Annotated in this window: 21 protein-coding genes; 8 read left to right on the top strand and 13 right to left on the bottom strand. The window is 43.0% G+C overall.

Going from position 1 to position 20,822, the window contains the following annotated elements; genetic code table 11:
• Positions 1 to 482: 482 nt before the first annotated feature.
• Both FD723_RS30085 and FD723_RS30080 read right to left on the bottom strand, forming a co-directional pair.
• Complete coding sequence (locus FD723_RS30085; RefSeq protein WP_256874969.1) at positions 483 to 815, bottom strand: type II toxin-antitoxin system death-on-curing family toxin; 333 nt, start codon at positions 813 to 815, stop codon at positions 483 to 485.
• A gap of 21 nt (positions 816 to 836) precedes the next feature.
• Complete coding sequence (locus FD723_RS30080; RefSeq protein ID WP_179068616.1) at positions 837 to 1,034, bottom strand: DNA-binding protein; 198 nt, start codon at positions 1,032 to 1,034, stop codon at positions 837 to 839.
• A gap of 171 nt (positions 1,035 to 1,205) precedes the next feature.
• On the opposite strand from FD723_RS30080, the gene purL reads away from it, so the two are divergent.
• Positions 1,206 to 3,590, top strand: a complete 2,385-nt coding sequence (gene purL, locus FD723_RS30075; protein ID WP_179068615.1) for a phosphoribosylformylglycinamidine synthase subunit PurL — start codon at positions 1,206 to 1,208, stop codon at positions 3,588 to 3,590.
• 388 nt (positions 3,591 to 3,978) lie between these two features.
• Positions 3,979 to 5,478, top strand: coding sequence for an amidophosphoribosyltransferase (gene purF, locus FD723_RS30070; RefSeq protein ID WP_179068614.1), 1,500 nt, complete (start codon positions 3,979 to 3,981; stop codon positions 5,476 to 5,478).
• 97 nt (positions 5,479 to 5,575) lie between these two features.
• Here purF and lysS read toward each other — a convergent pair whose 3' ends face one another.
• Complete coding sequence (gene lysS, locus FD723_RS30065) at positions 5,576 to 7,093, bottom strand: lysine--tRNA ligase (RefSeq protein WP_179068613.1); 1,518 nt, start codon at positions 7,091 to 7,093, stop codon at positions 5,576 to 5,578.
• 28 nt (positions 7,094 to 7,121) lie between these two features.
• A complete protein-coding gene (locus FD723_RS30060) occupies positions 7,122 to 7,385 on the bottom strand; it encodes a hypothetical protein (RefSeq protein WP_179068612.1) in 264 nt (87 codons plus the stop codon).
• Between the two features lie 44 nt (positions 7,386 to 7,429).
• Here FD723_RS30060 and FD723_RS30055 point away from each other — a divergent pair, with 44 nt between their 5' ends.
• Positions 7,430 to 7,663, top strand: coding sequence for an EF-hand domain-containing protein (locus FD723_RS30055; RefSeq protein ID WP_179068611.1), 234 nt, complete (start codon positions 7,430 to 7,432; stop codon positions 7,661 to 7,663).
• Between the two features lie 152 nt (positions 7,664 to 7,815).
• Here the strand turns inward: FD723_RS30055 and FD723_RS30050 are convergent, their stop codons facing one another.
• The 3 genes from FD723_RS30050 to FD723_RS30040 form a co-directional block, all read right to left on the bottom strand.
• A complete protein-coding gene (locus FD723_RS30050) occupies positions 7,816 to 8,592 on the bottom strand; it encodes a DUF1877 family protein (protein WP_179068610.1) in 777 nt (258 codons plus the stop codon).
• 194 nt (positions 8,593 to 8,786) lie between these two features.
• Positions 8,787 to 9,212 carry a hypothetical protein gene (locus tag FD723_RS30045; protein ID WP_179068609.1) on the bottom strand — a complete coding sequence of 142 codons (426 nt, stop codon included), beginning with the start codon at positions 9,210 to 9,212 and terminating at the stop codon, positions 8,787 to 8,789.
• 76 nt (positions 9,213 to 9,288) lie between these two features.
• Complete coding sequence (locus FD723_RS30040; RefSeq protein WP_179068608.1) at positions 9,289 to 10,410, bottom strand: geranylgeranyl reductase family protein; 1,122 nt, start codon at positions 10,408 to 10,410, stop codon at positions 9,289 to 9,291.
• Between the two features lie 236 nt (positions 10,411 to 10,646).
• On the opposite strand from FD723_RS30040, the gene FD723_RS30035 reads away from it, so the two are divergent.
• Together FD723_RS30035 and FD723_RS30030 are read left to right on the top strand one after the other, a co-directional pair.
• Positions 10,647 to 10,961: a hypothetical protein gene (locus FD723_RS30035; protein ID WP_179068607.1), complete on the top strand. Its 315-nt coding sequence runs from the start codon at positions 10,647 to 10,649 to the stop codon at positions 10,959 to 10,961.
• 47 nt (positions 10,962 to 11,008) lie between these two features.
• Positions 11,009 to 11,344 carry an aspartyl protease gene (locus tag FD723_RS30030; RefSeq protein WP_306297001.1) on the top strand — a complete coding sequence of 112 codons (336 nt, stop codon included), beginning with the start codon at positions 11,009 to 11,011 and terminating at the stop codon, positions 11,342 to 11,344.
• 78 nt (positions 11,345 to 11,422) lie between these two features.
• Here FD723_RS30030 and frr read toward each other — a convergent pair whose 3' ends face one another.
• The 3 genes from frr to FD723_RS30015 form a co-directional block, all read right to left on the bottom strand.
• Entirely contained in the window at positions 11,423 to 11,971 is a 549-nt protein-coding gene (gene frr, locus FD723_RS30025) for a ribosome recycling factor (RefSeq protein ID WP_179068605.1), read from the bottom strand.
• On the bottom strand, positions 11,958 to 12,686 hold the full coding sequence (gene pyrH / locus FD723_RS30020; RefSeq protein ID WP_069074277.1) for a UMP kinase: 729 nt from the start codon (positions 12,684 to 12,686) through the stop codon (positions 11,958 to 11,960). Before pyrH ends, frr begins: the two co-directional genes overlap by 14 nt.
• 71 nt (positions 12,687 to 12,757) lie before the next feature.
• Positions 12,758 to 13,312, bottom strand: a complete 555-nt coding sequence (locus tag FD723_RS30015; protein ID WP_179068604.1) for a thioredoxin family protein — start codon at positions 13,310 to 13,312, stop codon at positions 12,758 to 12,760.
• Positions 13,313 to 14,003: 691 nt separating this feature from the next.
• Between FD723_RS30015 and FD723_RS30010 the strand changes: the two genes are divergently transcribed.
• Positions 14,004 to 14,903 (top strand): alpha/beta fold hydrolase, encoded by a 900-nt coding sequence (locus tag FD723_RS30010; RefSeq protein WP_179068603.1) that lies wholly within the window; start codon positions 14,004 to 14,006, stop codon positions 14,901 to 14,903.
• Positions 14,904 to 15,061: 158 nt separating this feature from the next.
• On the opposite strand, the gene FD723_RS30005 is transcribed toward FD723_RS30010, so the two are convergent.
• The 3 genes from FD723_RS30005 to FD723_RS29995 form a co-directional block, all read right to left on the bottom strand.
• Complete coding sequence (locus FD723_RS30005; RefSeq protein WP_218651766.1) at positions 15,062 to 16,591, bottom strand: hypothetical protein; 1,530 nt, start codon at positions 16,589 to 16,591, stop codon at positions 15,062 to 15,064.
• Between the two features lie 250 nt (positions 16,592 to 16,841).
• Positions 16,842 to 18,767, bottom strand: coding sequence for an alkaline phosphatase family protein (locus FD723_RS30000; RefSeq protein WP_256874968.1), 1,926 nt, complete (start codon positions 18,765 to 18,767; stop codon positions 16,842 to 16,844).
• Between the two features lie 668 nt (positions 18,768 to 19,435).
• Positions 19,436 to 20,137, bottom strand: coding sequence for a diacylglycerol/polyprenol kinase family protein (locus tag FD723_RS29995; protein WP_179068602.1), 702 nt, complete (start codon positions 20,135 to 20,137; stop codon positions 19,436 to 19,438).
• A 60-nt stretch (positions 20,138 to 20,197) separates the two neighbouring features.
• Between FD723_RS29995 and yidD the strand changes: the two genes are divergently transcribed.
• The gene (yidD, locus tag FD723_RS29990; protein WP_179068601.1) at positions 20,198 to 20,434 is read left to right on the top strand and encodes a membrane protein insertion efficiency factor YidD; all 237 of its coding nucleotides are present in this window, start codon (positions 20,198 to 20,200) and stop codon (positions 20,432 to 20,434) included.
• 168 nt (positions 20,435 to 20,602) lie between these two features.
• Positions 20,603 to 20,800 carry a hypothetical protein gene (locus tag FD723_RS29985; protein ID WP_179068600.1) on the top strand — a complete coding sequence of 66 codons (198 nt, stop codon included), beginning with the start codon at positions 20,603 to 20,605 and terminating at the stop codon, positions 20,798 to 20,800.
• Positions 20,801 to 20,822 lie beyond the last annotated feature (22 nt).

Raw genomic sequence — 20,822 nt, 5'->3', positions numbered from 1 at the left:
TTAATGACTCGGCTAGAGTTCAGTTGTCATTAATTATGCCTAGTTAGCGATCGCAGAGAGACGATCATAATCATCGATATGTGTGATTCTCGTCACTTGATTGTTACATCTAAACTGCATATACCCGAATAATCTCTGAGTGACACTAGATTTATGCAAGTTTTGGGGCTAGAAATTTCACTGAGATTAAAAAATCAAGTTATCTTTAAAAACTAAAGCATTTGGTGTATAATTTTTGCTCATCTTGTCTATCTCACTGTCGGGATAATTCTGTTGAGCATATTCTGAGGTTGTCCTACTCCTGCATCCAATAAACAAATTTACTTGTAATAAAAGCTACGTAACCATCTTTTGCCAATACTTACCAGGATGGAGATACAAGAATTTAGTTAGGTTTAATAAAAAACGATCGCCTCAACACAAACCTATTTTCAGATGAATTATGAAAAATCTGGCTTCGCTATTATCTGATTGCGAAGCCATTAGGTAAATTCGTCCCGTCCCAACTCACCAGATGCAACTTGTAAAATTACCTGCTCTTGTTTGTCCACCGTTGCGTTAATCTCAAAACTATTCAACACTAGAAATACTTCCATCGCAGCGTGACCAACACGTTTATTACCATCGATGAAAGGATGATTTTTAATCAGGGAAAAACCAAGAGCAGAAGCCTTCTCAGCTATTGTAGGGTAAAGTTCCTCACCAGCAAAAGTCATTTGTGGTTGAGCGATCGCTGATTCCAATCCACCCATATTGGAAATGCCAGCCGATCCACCTGACTGCTCAACTATGCGATGATAGAGTTCCAAGACCATCTTCTAAGGTGAGATAGCGCATCACGCCAACCGCTTGTAAAATTCAGTGTTTTTCTTGAGTACGTAATTCATCGCACCTTTGAAAGATGCGTTTGGTTTATCTAGTATTTCTTCAATACCTATTAGCACTAATTCTTCTATTGATATACCAAGGTTATTGGCGGTTTCTTGCAACTTCAACAAACGCTCATCAGGAACTTGCATGGTAATGCTGTTCATGGTAAAATAAACCGCTTGAAGATAGCATTACTTTAGCATTAGAACTTATATTCAGAAAAGAGCGATCGCGTCCAAACTCTTAAGAAGAATTATCTGCATTTCTAGAACTGCACCTACAGGGCAAGTAAATCGATAGAATAATGCTCTGTCCCCCCAGAGTGCATTACTTCCATGACTGCAACCTCAAAACCAGCCTTTTCCCCCCAAGAAATCGCTGCTGAAGGTCTTAAACCAGAAGAATACGCAGAAATTGTCCGTCGGCTAGGCCGTCATCCCAACAAAGCTGAACTAGGAATGTTTGGCGTGATGTGGTCAGAGCATTGCTGTTACAAAAATTCTCGGCCTCTACTCAAACAATTTCCCACCGATGGCCCCCGCATTCTTGTGGGGCCTGGTGAAAATGCTGGTGTTGTAGACTTAGGTGATGGACTCCAACTAGCTTTTAAGATTGAATCTCACAACCATCCCTCAGCAGTAGAACCATTTCAAGGAGCTGCAACGGGTGTAGGAGGCATTCTCAGAGATATCTTTACAATGGGTGCGCGTCCCATTGCTCTATTAAACTCGCTGCGCTTTGGTTCCCTTGAAGATGCCAAAACTCAAAGGCTCTTCCAAGGCGTAGTGGCAGGAATTTCTCATTATGGTAATTGTGTGGGAGTACCCACCGTTGGCGGTGAAGTTTACTTTGACTCTGCTTACTCTGGCAATCCTCTAGTGAATGTTATGGCACTGGGGTTGATGGAAACAGCAGAAATCGTCAAATCTGGAGCATCTGGATTAGGCAACCCCGTGCTGTATGTTGGTTCTACCACTGGGCGCGATGGTATGGGAGGCGCAAGTTTTGCTAGTGCAGAATTGAGCGATCAATCCATAGATGATCGCCCTGCGGTGCAAGTGGGCGATCCTTTTTTGGAAAAGTCTTTAATTGAAGCTTGTCTGGAGGCGTTTAAGACGGGTGCAGTTGTCGCCGCCCAAGATATGGGAGCCGCAGGAATCACCTGTTCTACCTCAGAGATGGCAGCAAAAGGCGGTGTGGGAATTGAACTTGATTTAGATAAGATTCCCGTCAGAGAAACGGGAATGGTTCCTTATGAATATCTACTTTCGGAATCTCAAGAACGAATGCTGTTTGTTGCCCACAAGGGACGTGAACAGGAATTAATCGACATTTTCCACCGTTGGGGACTTCAAGCCGTTGTTGCTGGTACAGTCATCGCTGAACCAATTGTACGGATTCTTTTTCAGGGTGAAGTAGCAGCAGAAATTCCCGCTGAAGCTTTGGCGGAAAATACCCCACTGTATCACCGAGAGTTATTGACGGAACCACCAGAATATGCGCGCAAAGCTTGGGAATGGACTGCTGATTGCTTACCTCCTGCCACAACTGCTGGAATAGAACTCCAAGGACACCTGCAAAGTTGGAATGATATTCTCTTAACTTTGCTCGATACACCGACGATCGCTTCTAAAAATTGGGTATATCGTCAATATGACCATCAAGTACAAAATAATACGGTAACACTGCCAGGTGGGGCAGATGCCGCTGTTATCCGTTTGCGCCCCCTAGAAGAAATCCCCAATCTAAAATCCCCAATCCAAAATCTAAAATCAGGAGTGGCGGCCACAGTAGATTGCAATCCTCGTTATGTTTATCTTGACCCTTACGAAGGAGCTAAGGCAGTAGTGGCAGAAGCAGCCCGTAATCTTAGCTGTGTGGGTGCTGAACCGCTGGCGGTGACAGATAACCTGAATTTTGGCTCTCCAGAAAAACCCATTGGTTACTGGCAATTAGCAGAAGCTTGTCGCGGTTTGGCGGAAGGTTGCCGAGAATTGGCGACACCAGTCACAGGCGGAAATGTCTCTTTGTACAACGAAACCTTTGATTCTCAAGGCATTCCACAACCCATTTATCCCACTCCTGTTGTCGGAATGGTAGGTTTGATTCCCGATATAACCAAAATTTGTGGTCAAGGTTGGCAAACAGTCGGCGATGTGATTTATCTGCTTGGATTGCCTCTGACATCTAAACTCAGTTTGGGAGCATCTGAATACTTAGCCACTATCCACAACACTGTTGCCGGAAAACCGCCACGAGTAGATTTTGACTTGGAACGTCGTGTCCAGAAAGTTTGTCGTGAAGGAATTCGTAATGGTTGGGTACGTTCAGCCCACGATTCTGCTGAGGGAGGAGTGGCGATCGCTATAGCCGAAAGTTGTCTTGCTGGCAATCTTGGTGCCGAAATCAATTTAGAAATAGCACCAACCCAATTAAACCGCCTCGACGAAGTGCTTTTTGCCGAAGGTGGTGCCAGGATTTTAGTTTCTGTTGCATCAGCACAACAAGAAATTTGGGAATCATATTTACAGGAACATCTAGGTCAAAATTGGCAAACACTAGGTACAGTTGGCAATTCTGAAACGGGTTTGGGGGTTTTCACCACTGATAACCAAACCTTAATCAAAGTTAGTATCGAAGATATGAGCGATCGCTATTCCCATGCGATCGCCAGACGTATCGCCGTCCACACCACTACCCCTGAAGAAGTGAGGAGTTGAAAGTGAGGAGTTAGGAATAAAAAGCATAACTCCTAACTCTTTTATTAACTTTCTTGAACATAATTACGCTACTGTTTTAATGGATGGTTAAAGATTTATTAAGAACTCTACCACCATCTATATAATCCCAGTGACCGACTACCGATTTTAGATTTTGGATTTTAGATTTTGGATTGGGGGCATTGCTTCTAGTTCCTATTTTGCTCTTACTAGGCGAAACAAATCTAAAATAGCCATTCTCAAATCCCAAGCCGCATCCCTACTATGGTGCGATCAATCCAAAAGACGCTCTCTACGAGACGCTACGCGAACGCGGACTCGCTAATGCTCCGCTATCGCCAATCTCAAATCCCAAATTGATTGACCCCCCACCAGGAGCAAAGCTAGCATGATTTCTATTCATTCTGTCACTTCGGATGAATACCCCGACCCAACCAACAACCCAATCAATAGTCATGAAAATCAGCCTGACAAGCCCGAAGAAGCTTGTGGTGTTTTTGGCATCTACGCCCCAGGAGAAAACGTTGCTAAACTGACCTACTTTGGATTGTATGCCCTCCAGCATCGGGGTCAAGAATCAGCTGGTATTGCTACCTTTGAGGGTACACAAGTACATCTCCACAAGGATATGGGCTTGGTGTCTCAAGTTTTCAATGAATCCATCTTGGATCAATTGCTCGGTAGCCTTGCTGTTGGTCACACTCGTTATTCGACTACAGGTTCTAGTCGCAGAGTCAATGCTCAACCAGCAGTGCTAGAAACCCGTTTAGGTTCATTAGCTCTTGCACATAACGGTAATTTAGTCAATACTGTGCAACTACGTCAAGAGTTGCTTGAGAATAAATGTAACTTAGTCACCACAACAGACTCAGAAATGATCGCTTTTGCGATCGCTGAAGCCATTAATGCGGGCGCAGATTGGCTAGAAGGTGCTATTCAGGCATTTAATCGTTGCCAGGGAGCCTTTAGTTTAGTTATTGGCACTCCTATTGGCGTTATGGGTGTCCGCGATCCTAATGGCATTCGCCCTCTGGTAATCGGGACTTTGGCTGGTAATCCAGTTCGTTACGTTTTGGCTTCTGAGACTTGTGGTTTAGACATTATTGGAGCCGAATACCTGCGAGATGTAGAACCAGGTGAATTAGTTTGGATTACTGAAGAAGGTTTAGCTTCTTATCATTGGAGTCAAAAATCTGAGCGGAAATTGTGTATTTTTGAAATGATTTACTTTGCCCGCCCTGATAGCGTCATGCACAACGAGAGTTTGTACAGCTATCGAATGCGATTAGGACACCAGCTAGCTAAAGAATCTTTTGTAGATGCCGATATCGTCTTTGGTGTTCCTGATTCTGGTATACCTGCTGCTATTGGATTTTCCCAAGCGTCTGGTGTCGCTTACGGCGAAGGACTGATTAAAAATCGCTACGTTGGGCGAACCTTTATTCAGCCAACCCAAACCATGCGGGAATCGGGTTTGCGGATGAAACTCAACCCCCTCAAAGATGTGCTAGCAGGTAAACGAGTAATCATCGTAGATGACTCGATTGTGCGGGGTACTACCAGCCGTAAACTAGTCAAAACTTTACGTGATGCAGGTGCAATAGAGGTACACATGCGAATTTCTTCTCCGCCTGTAACTCATCCCTGTTTCTATGGCATTGATACCGATTCTCAGGATCAGCTAATTGCTGCTACCAAATCAGTAGCGGAAATTGCCAAGCAACTGGAAGTAGACAGCCTCGCCTATCTGAGTTGGGAAGGAATGTTAGATGCAACACGAGAAGACACTAATAGTTTCTGTTCTGCCTGCTTCACTGGAAATTACCCCGTGGCGATTCCCGATCAAGTGAAGCGTTCTAAGCTGATCTTAGAAAAAGTAGTGGTGTAGGGATTGGGGGATTAGAGACATGAGAAGCAATACCCAGTCCCCAGTCCCCATTACCCCTTATCCCCAGAGGGGGCCCCACCTTCCCCAATCCCCAGACTTAATCTGGGGATGATTCTAATTTTTCTGGCTTGAGTAAGGGGAAGGCGATCGCATCCCGAATACTGGCACAATCAGTTAATAACATCACCAAGCGATCGATTCCAATCCCTAAACCACCTGTAGGCGGCATACCATATTCCAAAGCGGTGAGAAAGTCCTCATCTACACCTTGGGCTTCTAAGTCACCGGCAGCTTTCCGTGCCGCTTGTGCTTCAAAACGTTCTCTTTGATCGATCGGATCGGTAAGTTCTGAGAAGCTATTCCCAGTTTCTCGCCCGACTATAAATAACTCAAATCGTTCTACCAAACCAGGCACAGAACGGTGAGGTTTTGCTAAGGGCGAAATTTCTACAGGGTAATCAATTACAAAGGTAGGTTGAATTAAATTAGCTTCTACCTTCTCTTCAAAGGCTAAATTTAGTAACTTACCAATTGATTGGGCTTCATCGATACCAGGAATGCCAGCATTTTTACTTGCTATTTTGGCATCTTCCAAACTTTGGAATGAATTAAAATCCAAACCTGTAAATTCTTTAACTAAATCGTGCATTGTCACCCGTCGCCAAGGTGGTGTTAAATTTATAGGTTCCCCTTGGTAGGTAATTTCCAATGTGCCGAGTACCTCTTGGGCGACAGTGGTAATAATCCCCTCAGTCAGCGCCATCATATCGTTGTAGTCGGCGTAGGCTTGGTAAACTTCAATCGTCGTAAATTCGGGATTGTGTCGAGTTGAAATTCCCTCATTGCGGAAAACTCGCCCCAATTCAAACACCTTTTCAAAACCACCCACAATCAACCGTTTGAGATGGAGTTCTGTGGCAATTCGCAGATACAATTCCATTTCTAAAGTGTTGTGGTAAGTGATAAATGGACGTGCATCTGCACCCCCAGTCTCACTTTGCAAAACTGGCGTTTCAATTTCTAGAAAATCCCGTTCTTCTAAATAGCGACGAATACCAGCAGTAATTTGAGCGCGACGGCGGAAAGTTTGTCGCACTTCCGGGTTTACAATCAAGTCAACGTAACGCTGACGGTAGCGCTTGGCAACATCCGTTAATCCATGCCATTTGTCGGGTAGGGGCAACAGGGATTTAGTGAGGATAGTATATTGTTTAACGTAGACAGATAACTCGCCCTTTTCAGTCCGTTTAATAGTACCTTTGGCTCCCAGGATGTCGCCTGCATCTGTAAGTTGTTTTAAGTGATTGAAGGCATCGGCATCAATATCTGCCATACCTTCTTGAATGCGATTTTTATCCAGATAAAGCTGAATTGTACCGGTTTCGTCTTGCAAAGTGAAGAAAGCCAATTTACCAAAAACGCGACGCGCCATAATGCGTCCAGCTATGGAAACTTCTAAATCAACTTCTTCACCACTGACTAAATCGGCAAACTTTTCTTGCAACTGCGCTGCATGATGGGTAGATTCCCAACGATAGGCATAAGGGTTAGTCCCTAGCTGCTTGAGTTGTTCTACTTTCTCCAGCCTGGCGGCTCGGATATCTTCTTCCGACATGGTAACGAACTAAATAGGGCAAGATTAATTATAGATGCTGCAAAAGTTGGCAGTAAAAGATATTTGTCTTTGAGGCGCGTGCGTAGGCGTAGCTCGCCGGAGGCATCGCTACAGGAGAATATACAATGACACAAACTAGCCTTAGTTCGGGTGCAAAATCCCATTCAGTTGAGCCAATACTCCGAACCTGAGCTAGATATTGCTGTTGTCCAGATTGATACGCGAAAGTACATTGATCGCCATCCCGCACCCAATAAAATCTTTTTATTAACTTTCCTTGCGTATTTGTCAAGATTTTGAGATATTAAATTGAAAAATCAATTCAGATAGAAACTTATGACAACCGAGCAAGAGCTTCAATCTCTTTTTAATACCTTAGATGGCGATCGAGACGGCAAAATCTCCATTAATGATCTTTTTTTAAGTCCTGGCTTAAGTGCAATCATCTCATCAGAAACAAATACCACTAGTCCCCAGGAGTTACTAGTACAGTATGATTCGGACAAAGACGGTAGTATTACCTTTGAAGAGTTAAAGGAAGCAGTTGAGAAAGCAAATAATTTAAACTAGCAGTCAAAAAATCAACGCCACACTCACCCCAAAATCCCTCTCTAGGCAACTATTGAGGGATTTGCCTTTATTTGCCCCTTAGTGATATTTTGCTATCCTCTACAGATACTTAAAAATAAGTTGTATGTACATCGCATTAATAATTAAAATAACTAAGTTAAGTAAAGTAACATAGCATTTCCCAAATTAGTTGCTTCTATGTAGTAAGCAACTATTTCTTTGTAGTATTCTGTTAAGTAGTCTACTGTCTCCGGCTCTGACCAATCTATGATACTCACCCGTTCTTGTTTAATTTCTTCTTGCTTATATCTTGTGATAAAGCCATTTTCTGAAAGTTCCGATAAAGCTTTAGCTACTTGCCTAACTTCATCAGGTGTTAAATATCGGTGTTTGCCATAACCTTCTTTATTTCCTATTTCTGTGCCACCCAAAATGGCATTTACTAAGGGCAAATTATCTATATCTAAGGTAGGAATCGTGTACTGTTCTACATGCCGTTGATTATTTAGAATTTTATGAGCTAGTTTAAAAAAACTCCAATTATTCAATGGAATTTGGGGTAAATTATTTAGAGAATTTCCACTTACTAAAAAAGGTAATTTATCTGTATGTGTGTATCCAGTAAGTAAAAAATGGAGTTCATGCCACGATTTTCCTAAAGATAATTCTGAAATTTGCCACTCCTTCAAAAACTCTGCTTTTGTGTCTTCTCTTTGTTGGTTATCTGCCCACTTAAATTTTTTAAATTTATCCTCTGAATGTTTCTGTATACTCAGCCTTGAGTTGCCTGGTACATAAATAGCTTCTTCCCAAAAGTAAGACTCAGGCAAATACTTAACACTAAAAAATATATCCAATAGAGATGAATCTCTTTGAAATTTATCTAACATTAAAGGTGATATTTGCTTAAGTTCAGCTACAATACCCATTTATTTATCTTTTTATTCAAAAGGGGCAATTAGCATCTAGTCGATTGGGTTTTATTCTGCAACAAAATTCTATAAATCTAAATTTGTTTGGTTTTACTGTATTCGACTCAAACTCATGATATATCGTATTTTTTGATAAAATTGGTATGAGACAGGTAAAATAAAAACTGCTTGCGATCGCTTATTTTAAGCCTTTAATTATTTCCTAGTTTTAGCAAATGTCTAGATGAAATAGCCTTCATTTTCAAGTTAGTAAATTGCACGATCGCCTTTACTAAATCTTGCTGCTCTGGTTGCAAATTTATTTTTTCTAGCGCTTGCTTGATATTATTACCAGCGCGGAGATTGTGATTAAGTTGGGCACGTTGGAATGAGGTTAACACTGCCTCAATTTCCCTGTTTCTTCTCTGACGCACAGCCTGAAGTTCTTGCCGTTGTAAAGGAGTCAGGTTAATTTCCGACGAGGTGGAATAGCTTGCAGTTTTAGTAGTTTGGGCGAAAATAATACCAGAAGTCGTATTGATTTGAACGGGTGCAGCGAAGGCAATTCCCGGCATGAAGAGGATAAGAGCAAGAATATTAGCGAACACAGATAGCCGTTTTGTCAAGTAAATTGCCATATTGAGAAATGCCTAGTACACAGTGGCGGAAGTTTGCCTGCTTTTAACAAGTTGCTTGAGCAATTTGTCTAGTTAATTAACCTCCAAAACCAGAAATTAAACGCTTGAGGGCACGACCGGCAATGTCGCCATAGCCCAGTTCTCCACACATAATCTTACCCATGACTTGGGGAGCAGAGGGGTGCTTAACACCAACTTGGTAAGCAATGTTGGAAAACCGATAAAACGCTCCGGCTAACTTTTTCGCCCAAGCCATCTCAGTACCCCATTGTTCATTCATGGCTTCGCTATATTTTTCTAAAGCGTTGATATTACCAGAAAGTGCCTCATTAATGGCTCCTGCTGCAATTAAACCGCTAAAAATTGACGGACGAATGCCTTCTGCTGTCATGGGATCAACTACACAAGCAGCTTCCCCAACCAAAACCGCATTTTGGGTGTGCAGTTTTTGATTACCATCCCAAATAGATATGGGATAACCATACTGCTTGCTACTTTTGATATCTAGATTAAACGATCGCGCGTACTCATCTAAAATCTTCTTAAAGTCTTGGCGTTCGCCACCGACAAATGTACCAACACCAATGGAATAACCGTCCGCCTTCGGAAAGTTCCACATATAGCCATTTTTCACCAAGCCTAACTCGATGTGCATTGTGGATTTATCCTTGACAGTTGCCGTAACTTCTGCCTCTAAAGCTCCTGCTAAACTGCGTTTACGTTCTTTGAAGCCTAGCCATTTTGCCATTGGCCCTTTGACACCATCCGCCGCGATTAAGTAGCGGCCTGTAACTGGGCCATTAGCTGTGTTAACTTGCCAATAGTCGCTTTGAAACTCAATACCTGTTACTTCCGTATTATCTCGTAGTTCAGCCCCTTGCTTCTGTCCTTGCTGCACTAAGAAATGGTCAAAAATATCTCGTCGCACCATCCAGACTGGTTCTTTTGTGGGGATTTTTGCTTCCACCGGATCGCCCAATTTCCAGGTAAAGCGAAAGGAGTCGGCTTTTACAGAAATTACTGGGCTAAAATCAAAGTCAAACCATTGAGCGATCGCTGGAGATACACCACCACCACAAGGTTTATATCTTGGTAGGGATTCTTTTTCTAACACTAATACTGAGCGGCCTTGTTTGGCTAAATGATATGCAGCTGTTCCACCAGATGGTCCCGCGCCGACGATGATGCAATCGTACATATTGCTGAATCCTTGCTTCTCAATTAGTTTAAGCTAACGCGCCTACCTATACCTATAGGGAATGGGGAATAGGCAAGACGCGATTCATCACGTCTGAAACACCAGATATTGTCCTAGAGGTGTAAAAGCAGAATTAACGTAATCCATCCTCCTGTCGGGTAAACCTGATGCTAATAGGCGAAATTCTCCGAACACGCAATAATTAAAATACTGCTTCTAATCGACTTTGATTCAATATGACTCAATTATCAAAAACAAGCCGAAGTCGGGAATGGAGGAAATCTAACGTCACGCCTGAAGAAATAAATCTCCGTCAAGCACAACGTCAAGAACTGGGTGCTAGGTGTCGTACTATTTTTGAGTGCCTTCGTCCCCAACTCATCGACAACCATTACAATTGGTTTATCGCTATTGATGCAGAAAGCGAAAATTACCTAATTGACCCGAAACTAGAAGGTTTACTAGAGCAAATTCGCACGCGATATACTAATCCAGATGCGAAACTTACTATCTTTCGCCTTAACGAAATAGGAGCCTGCGGCACGATATGATTGCGGGCAGGTTTGGTAACAATGGAGAATTGTTCTTTGCAATACAATTGGTTCTAGCTAATGGCGAGCAATTTGAAATTGAAGCAATGCTTGATACAGGTTTTACATCTGGGTGGCTGGCGATTAATTCTCAAGACTTGGAAGCTATTGAGTGGCCGATAGTTATACCTCAGATTGAGATGCAAACTGCCAGAGGATTAGAGTATTTTGATTTATACGAAGGAAAAGTCATTGTTGCTGGCAAAGAATTTATCATTCCCGTTCATGTAGGAGAACAACTACCTGATATTTTGCTTGGTTCACTGTGGTTGGATATTATGCAGTTGGTTGTGAATAAACCAAAAGGGATTTTGACATTAGAAGTAGTGGAAGCAGATTATTAGCAGTAATTCGTAGCTGTAAGACAAAGGCTGAAGAATTTATCCATCATTCTTCAGCCTTTATGCTTCAGACATTAAACTTTAAACAGTCGTAATGTCCTTTTCTTTTTCTGCCAGTAATTCGTCGATTCGGGCAGTGTACTTGTTTGTCAGTTTTTGCAATTTATCTTGCTGATCTCGTGCTTCATCTTCAGGAATTTCAGCATTTTTTTCCTGTTTGCGAATGGCGTCTATGGCATCGCGGCGGATGTTGCGAATACTAACACGACCCTCTTCAGCATACTTAGATGCTAATTTGACGAGTTCTTTACGGCGATCGCTTGTCAAGGGTGGAATATTCAGCCGAATCACGGAACCGTCATTACTGGGGGTTAAACCGACATCTGACAAAGAAATCGCTTTTTCGACTATATTTAAACTGCTGCGATCATAGGGTTGAATTAAGATCGTCGTGGCATCTGGCGTGCTAATGTTTGCCAGTGATTTCAAGGAAGTGGGCGAACCGTAATAATCCACCAATACCTTATCTAATAGGCTCGCATTGGCGCGACCAGTGCGAATTGAGTTAAAAGATCGTTGAGTGGCCTCAACGGTTTTTTGCATCGTACTTTCAGCTTCAGCTAATTTCACAAGAACCTCCCACAAGGGTGCCGATGGATTCTCCCAAGACTGCTCGGTGGATGTTACCTCTCACCGTTAGGTCAAAGACCAAAATTGGGATATTATTTTCTTTACACAAGGCGATCGCAGTACTATCCATCACCCGCAAATCTTTGGCTAAAACGTGTGCGTAGGTTAAGCTATTGTAACGCTTGGCGTCAGGATAAATATGAGGATCGGCATCATACACTCCATCTACCTTGGTGGCTTTAAAAATCACCTCGGCATCAATTTCTGCTGCTCTTAATGCCGCAGTCGTATCTGTAGTAAAGAAGGGATTTCCAGAACCAGCGCCAAAAATTACCACCCGCCCTTTTTCAAGATGACGGATGGCACGACGACGAATATACGGTTCTGCTAATTCTTGCATAGCGATCGCAGTTTGCACCCGCGTCTGCACTCCTATGCGTTCTAGCGAATCTTGCAGCGTCATGGCATTCATTACCGTGGCAATCATCCCAATATAGTCAGCTGTTGCCCTGTCCATCCCCGCCGACGCTGCTTTGACGCCACGAAAAATATTGCCGCCGCCAACAACTATGGCGATTTGAGTACCAGTGGCTATCACCTCTGCTAATTCTTGTGCTATTCCTTTGACCACCTCTGGGTCAATGCCATAGCCCATGTTGCCCATTAAGGCTTCACCGCTCAGTTTGAGTAAAACCCGTCGGTAATTCGTTCCCATGAAGTTCCGCTTTATCAAAAAAGTTGCAATTGCCTCCAATTTAAGATAACAGTTACAGGGACTATCTATGTCTAGTTACGCCAAATCAATGTAGTACCTATTGCTTCTGTTTGTGGTATATCTATTTCTCGACCATCAAACAGAGAAGCGATCGCTGTTCTCAAGTAATCTTCTCCCACTGATGAGGCATCTTGTGGATGATTATCAATTTTACCTTTGTAGCGGACTATACCATTGGTATCTATGAGAAAGGCTGTTGGTGTTTTTCTTGCACCAAAACTACCTGTCACATCTTGGGTTGAGTCCCACAGGTAGGGGAAGTTCAACTGGTGACGCCGGGCAAAAGCTTTCATATTTTCAAAGCTTGACCTAGTATCATAGTCAACATTACTACCATTCAGTCCAATTAGTGTGAAGCCTTTGGGGCCAAATTCGGCTTGAATGTTTTTTAGCCTGCCTAGATACCGCTCTACATAAGGGCAGTGGTTACACATAGAAATAACGCCGACTGCTCGGAACTTTTCAAGATAACGCCTGAGATGGTGTACTTGACCATCAATTCCGGGCAGTTCAAAATCTGGTGCGTAGCTCCCAACGGGAGTATCGATTGTTTCTAGTAGATTCATGATTTCTGGCTCGCAGAACTAGGAACAAGAAAAATATTGTTAAATTCAGCGTCAGTTTCCAGTTGCAAACCACCCCTTAGCCGATGCCTCATATTCGCCAATCTTATAGATCAAATTTGCGATCGTAAATTGTGAAACTACTGAATATAGCACTGATGCTAATTCACTTACATCTAAAAAATAGCCAAAATATTACTCACATGACAAAACTTATGATTCATAATACTTACATAATCTTCATCTGTGAGTAAATCACCTCTATCAACCAAATTAAAACTCTCTATACTGGATAAAACTATCAGCTTAATGCTAATGTTATCAGCCGAGAAGTTTTCATGGTATATGTATAGGCTATCACCATAGCAAAAGATTTATTTTGAAAATCTGGTAAATTTTATTCAAATTCAAAACAATTCTACTTACGCCTGACTGCTGTTGAAGAAGAATTCAGAATTCTAGAAGTCAGGAGTCAGAATCAAGACGCTCTCTACGTTCGCAGAGCGTGTCCCAGACAGACGCCGCGCGTAGACAAGATCCCCGTAGGGGTACGCGGACTCGCTCTAAGCGTTGGCGAACGCGAACAGCGTTTCGTACAGAATTCATTCTGTTAGCGGATAGCTAAGGTTTAGCCCATTCTGACCCCTGAATTCTGTTCGATAAGCTTTTTACCCTTGTTATCATCAAATTTTCCATGACAACCTCAAGTTCAAAAACAGCATTTCCCTCCACAAAAACCTGGATTTGGCAAGATTTTCCGATTTGCTATCAAACCCAAGGAACCACAGGACCCGCTGTTGTCCTGATACATGGATTTGGCGCTTCTTGGGGACACTGGCGGAAAAATATTCCCGGATTAGCAGAAAATTGCCGTGTTTATGCGCTCGATTTGATTGGATTTGGCGCTTCCGCCAAACCTCAACCTGGTAAAAAAATTACCTATACACTAGAAACCTGGGGACAGCAAGTAGCAGATTTTTGCTCTGAAGTTATCGGTGAGCCAGCTTTTTTAGTGGGAAATTCTATTGGCTGTATTGTCGCCATGCAGGCAGCAGTAAGCAACCCAGATATTGCCTTGGGAGTTGCATTACTCAACTGTTCTTTACGACTGTTACACGATCGCAAACGAGTAACTTTACCTTTGTCTCGTCGTTACGGAGCGCCTGTACTGCAACGCCTGTTATCTATCAAAGCAGTTGGTGATTTCTTTTTCAATCAACTCGCCAAACCGAAAACAGTGCGGAAAATTCTGCTACAAGCATACTCGAATCCTGAGATGGTGACAGATGAGTTGGTAGATATTCTCACTTCACCAGCAAGCGATCCGGGGGCTGGGGCTGTGTTTCTGGCTTTTACTTCTTATTCTACAGGGCCATTACCAGAAGACCTTTTACCACTGTTACAGTGTCCGGTGATTATCTTGTGGGGAACAGCCGATCCGTGGGAACCAATTAAGTTAGGGAGAGAATTAGCTAACTTTGGGCAAGTAGAAAAGTTTATTCCTTTAGAGGGAGTGGGGCATTGTCCGCAGGATGAAGCGCCGGAGTTAGTCAATCCGATTTTACTCGATTGGATTTTGGAGCGATCGCAGTAATAGACTCGATTTAATTTTTATCTAATGGGTGGTATTGAATTTTATTTTCATAATTCTCCCCGATTATTTAGAACTGCTAAAGCTAGTAGCAGTTCTAAATAAGTCCTTTCACCTATGCCAGCATCCACCCATCAATTTTGGGTTGGTGAACTATTAGGTTAATGTTCTGGTTTAAAGTCCTCCCCAGACCCCTCTTTCTCCTTGTTAATTGGGGCAAAAGATATACCTCGTAGCACTTGACCGGAGATGGGGGTACGGATGAGGCGGAACTGCTCAGATGCAGATTGTCCGGCTGTTGTGTAGGAAAGTCTATCAGTGATGGCAACCACTTCGTTTGGATCTGCTCCTTGATCGCCGCTACCGCTAATGGTCGAAGTTACTGCATACAATGTGACAGTACCATCAGGATTGACTCGACCTGTAAGATTGCGAAGACCATCTGTTGCCGGATTGTCAGCAGGAGGTAAACCAGCTATGCTGTATTGCTGACCAAGATTCAAACCTTTTTGCAAAACGTAGTCCAATTGCCAGGTGCCGTTTACCAAACTCCACTTCTGAAGACCTGCGGTAGTGCTGGTTGCGGCATCACCAGCAACACCGTCGCCTTCATCGGCAACATACAGCGTGGTTGCGTTGGCAAACCAAATACCAAAGGGATAGTAGATGGGTTGGACAGTTCCATTCACGTTCTTGCCGGTCTTAGCGAGGTTCGTGGGGAAGCCAGGTAAAATGGTGATTGGTGCAGTAGCTGCATTGGCGAGGGTTGGTAAGCTACCTGCATTACCGACCTGATATACAGTATTAATTCCGTTGCCACCACTACCTTTGGTTACATACAAGGTGTTATTGAAAATAGTCTCGCCTCGGAAATTGTTGTCTTTAGCAGTCTTGTCGGCTGTGTAGCCATATTGAGTAATGTTGAACGATCCTACCTGATTAGTGCCAGGAGTTGATGCAGTTGCGTTCTGACCAGGAATCACAATCTGCACACCCGCCGCAGCTGTAACTGCTGGCGATCCGTTGCCATTACCAGCATTACCCACAGTGTAGTACAAGCCGTTTGAACCTAGTATACCTGCACGACCATTGTTGCCCGGATATGCGTTGGTTGTAGTTACCTTGGGGGTGAGAAAACCGTGAGAGATAAAGTGTGGATCATCAAAGTTGATTTGCGCTACTGCTCTATAGGTGGCAGTCGTTATTACAGGGTTGCCCGGTTCGGTAATTCCTGGTGTATTAGAGTTTGACACGTCGAGCTGATTGATTGGGCTAACATAACCCATGAAAGTCAGCCCTTTGCCGTCGGGTGTCAGATTTAAGGCTAATTCCGATTTAGACGGAAAACTGGTAGTAATGACACTAGGATCAACGTACATTGTACGGATATCTGTGCCACAAGTAGTAATTTCCTGGAGGAAGATTGGCGAAGTGATGCCAAAACTGCTATCAACTTTATCGTTGTTGAAAACATCTGGATAAGTGCCGTTTGCGATCGCTGTACCCCCACCTGGAAGTGTCTGACCAACAGTTACGGTACTAGCTGTACCCGCATAAGTACTGCCAGAAATAATCAGATGATCTGCATTAGAACATTTATCATCCTTGTTCCAATTATCAGCTATTTTGATTATGGGCGAGGAGTAGTCAGATGTAATTGCTGGATGCTGTAAGTATTGAATTGCTATCATGATATTTGTATATGCTGTGTAAACAGATTTTCTAAGACTCGAATCATCTTTTTTTTGCAGCGATGTATTCGCAACAAATCTTCTCTTCATCCCTTCGGTAGATCGTGGCAACCAGAATAATTGCTTATCCCGAAGTCTTGAGGAGATACAAGTTTTGCGATCTTTGCGGTACACCGATTTGCTCTAAGCGCAGGAATTACTAGAAATTGATGTGTTAAATACCACATCAATTTCTTCATTTAGTGGTTTTTTATTCCTCGTACTCCCTGCGCTCTTGATCTATTCGGTATTTTTCTATTTGCAAGTCCCTACAGTCCAGTGGTAATGTCTGAGTTCTATCAATCTGAACACCTTGCAGTCGTTGAGGATTTAAACCTAGAACCTGTAATGTCGTTGGAGCAATTTGGGTGGTAGAAACGGTTCGATTGATAGTTTTACCTTGCAGATTTCGGGAAAATCCAGTGCTACCGATAATTAGTGCTACGTGAGTGTCTGCATCAGTAAATCCACCATGCTCTGCACGCTTTTTGGTAGCTTTACCAAAGAAATAGCCAGTTTTGAGTGGAACAATAATATCAGGGGTGCGTTCGTCTCTGATGTTGCCGAAGGCATCGCTTGTCCTTGGATCTCCCAATCCAGCATTGATGATGCTCTGACCATACAATACCTTCCCCTGAGCAGCAGCATCCTCAGTTGAAAACGCTACCCCAGTATTTGGATCAATCGTATTATCAAATGAGTAATTTTTGGACTTCAGCAGAGCTACTGCTTTTCGGACATCAGATGGATTTTTCAAGAAGATCAGCGATGAAGTATCCTGACCTCGCTCAGAAGCAATCTGGATGCCGTTTCTTACTAAGAGAGCCGCAATAGCAGTCAGGTTTCCATCGCCACCAGCAACACCAGTAACACTATCAAATGTACTACTCAAACCAACAGTTGGATCTTTGACGGGATTTTGCCCATGCTTGGCGGTCAAAATCACCAAAGTTGAACTGTCTAATCCTTTCTTTTTCAGTTCATCCAAAATCAGACCAATGCTGGCATCAGTGTGAGCTACTGCACTTACAAGGTCAGGACGAGCATTGCCATTAGAGTCAATTCCGCCACCATTAAATTGAGAGGCAGTTTCTTTCTCGCCGACGCTGACAGCTTGGAAATTCAAGCCAAAAATTGCCGGAGTGCCTACTTTGATCGTACCGGAATCGTTCAACCCATCAATCTCGTTTAATATCTGCTTAACCTTGAGATCGTCGTAGGCTGAGGTTGTTGCTACACTTGTGAACTGGCTGGCGCTAAAACCAGCAGGTGGAGCCTTAAACAGAGCCGGATTACCTTTTGTCCCGTCGTTAAAGAAATTAGACGTGATACTAGGGTTGGTGTTGGAGTAAGGAGTACCTGTTGATTGATCGACTAAAGCCCCAAGGGTGTTAGGGAGAAGTCCTGGCTTAGTTGGATCAATCGCCACTGCCGCGTTAATTTCTAGTGAAGAGTAATCGCTAATGCTACCAACCCGACCCGTTGCCAAATTAAACTTCGTTGGGTCTTGTGTATTTCCAGCGAGGATGGTGTAAGCTGCGGGATGCTTGTCAGACCAAGCAGTACGCAGTCCTGCCGCGCTAGCTACGTCAAAAATGGTGTTTACTTTTAGGTACTGGTTGGGGTAAACAGGGTTGCCATTGCGATCGACTGGCAATTGGGTTTTATCAAATCCCTGACCACCATCCAAAGTGCCACCCTTACCATTATTCCAAGATGCATCGCTAGTTTCATCAAATTCTACTACAGTACCTGGTTTGGCGGTTCCTGCGGCGATTTGGGCAAGAGTCGTGCCTGGGGCATATAAGGCGCGACTGTAGGATAGATCATAAAATACACCAGTCGTGCCGGGGTTAGCACCAGTGATATAGTTTAGCTCCCCAGGGAAGGAATCTGATGGTGCAGAAGTAAAAGCATTGGTGTATGTCACACCTTCTCTCTGCAACCGCTTGATATTTTTCAAAGAAGATTGCAGATTAGCAACTGATAGATCAGAGTTGTGCAATCCATCAATCGAAATAATCAGAACATGACTAAAGCGGGCAGTTGTATTTCCGAGACTGATTGCTTGGACACCAGGAATCAGGGTATTGCTAACAATCGCCGTCGTCAACACCCCAAAAAGCGTTTTCTTCATTGTGTGTAACTAAATTGGAAAAATGGCTTGTAATTTCAAAAATCTGCAAAAATTCTGAATTCAAGGGCTACTTCTTTTGGCAATGGCTCTCGCCTAGCATTTATCAAAGACTCCAAGAATCAACCCATTGAGAGCATTGAAGAGACAGAGCGAAATATATTCACAGATATTGATTACAAATATGCGCGGGTATTAAATGCTTGCAGTGGGTTTTACGTGATTTTGCTGGTTATTGGGAAGCACAAATTTGATTAAATCAATAACAACGTAAGCAATGCAAGTAGGCTGAATCTTGCTTTACCAAATCTTTATAATCACTCCTGATGTAGCAAAAATAAATTCAGAACGATTTAACGCCGTTCTAGCAATCACCCTAGATGAGTAGTAATTGTTAATTCCCATTTTTACAAGGTTTCAGAGTTAGGGAATTTCAAATTCCGTAATAATTTTCCGCCTAGTTTTTTGAAGTATTAGCCAAGTTAAGGATTTGTTAATGTTTAATTAATCTGATAATGAAATCAAAAATGGCGTTGTTGCACGAATAGTAAGGTGAAAAATTTCAGCCTGACACCAAGTTGCACCTCGTAGAGAGGCTGCGCCAACGAGACGCTAGGCGAACGCAATGACAATTGGGCATTTTTTTACGTGGAGTACTCTTAAGGCAATTACTAATTCAAAATTAACTGACTTAAAAAGAAGGCAAGGGCTGCACTACCCAAAGGAACTGTCAAATTATCAATACCCAAAAATGAAACAGCCTCTAAACCAGTAGCGATAACTGCTACTAACAGTGATACTGCCCAAATTTGCCAACTGTTTCCTTGAGTTCCAACTAGAATCAAACTGCTGACGATATAGCTAACGAGCATCATAGTTAGGGAGCCTTCCCAACTTTTTTGCGTGCCAAAAACTTTATACTTGTGTATACCAAAACGTTGCCCAATTAAGGCTGCTAGTCCATCTCCCCAAGTCATTACTAAAATTCCCAGTGCTGCGTACTGGGGTTGTTGTAAATACCAGAACCAGGCAACTAAAATACCGAAACTGACAGAGTAAAAAAATGTCCCTAAACTTTGCCTTCCAACGCTATTAATACCAGGAAGAATTGGTAATCGGTAGGATAATAAGGTGATTGCACTCGCTAAAATAGAAGCTGTAATCCCTACACTGGCGGGAATATCTAGCCACCAAGCGATTAAAATCACGTTACCAGTGCCAATATGAACTATCTTCCGCACGATTTCTGGCTTGTCGGCAAAGCGGTTTACCACCCCTGCAATCAAGAGGATGAGTAACACCCAAATTGCAGCCAACGCAATTTGCAGCCAGAAAACCGGGATTGAGGTGAATTCAGAAAATGTAATTAACAAAGATGCGACAAATGAAAAGTTTTACCTCTGTTACTAATTTATAAGATTTGGGTAGCTGCAATGAAATTATTATTTATTTGGCTGATTCGGGGCTACCGAATGTTTATCTCGCCGTTGTTTCTCCCGACTTGTCGCTTTCAACCAACTTGTTCGATGTATGCTATTGAAGCTATTGAACGATTTGGAGTGTTGCGTGGTAGCTGGATGGCAACTCTGCGAATTTTGCGCTGTCATCCGTTTCATCCAGGTGGTTACGATCCAGTGCCAGAGGTGGTGGAAAAAGTGAAGGAGGAGTAGTTTAGTACGAATTGAGGTTGGAGTTTAAACGCAGATGGGCGCTGAGGGACGCAGAGAATGACAAAATTATTAAAGGATGTGTTCGTGGGTATAGCTATTTGGGGAGATGTCAATAGATGAGGTTGTCATCTAGCGTGGGAAGGTTGAATAATTTAATTTGGACTTATCATGATTAATCCCACTGCGATTTCTATACCAGAACCACAAATTCCTACTCCTGGCCCGAATCCGCTACCTAGCCCCGAACCTGTGCCGGGGCCAGCGATTCCTCAACCGTTACCGGGGCCTGTACCAGAAACAGTACCTACTCCTATTCCTCAAACAGTTCCGGCACCAATTCCCCAAACCATACCGGAACCTGTTTAGATTACCTTGGTAATGTAATCCA

The sequence above is a fragment of the Nostoc sp. C052 genome (genome assembly GCF_013393905.1).
GTDB lineage: Bacteria > Cyanobacteriota > Cyanobacteriia > Cyanobacteriales > Nostocaceae > Nostoc.
Note: the sequence above shows the minus strand (reverse complement) of the source record. Positions and strands in the feature narration are given on the sequence as shown.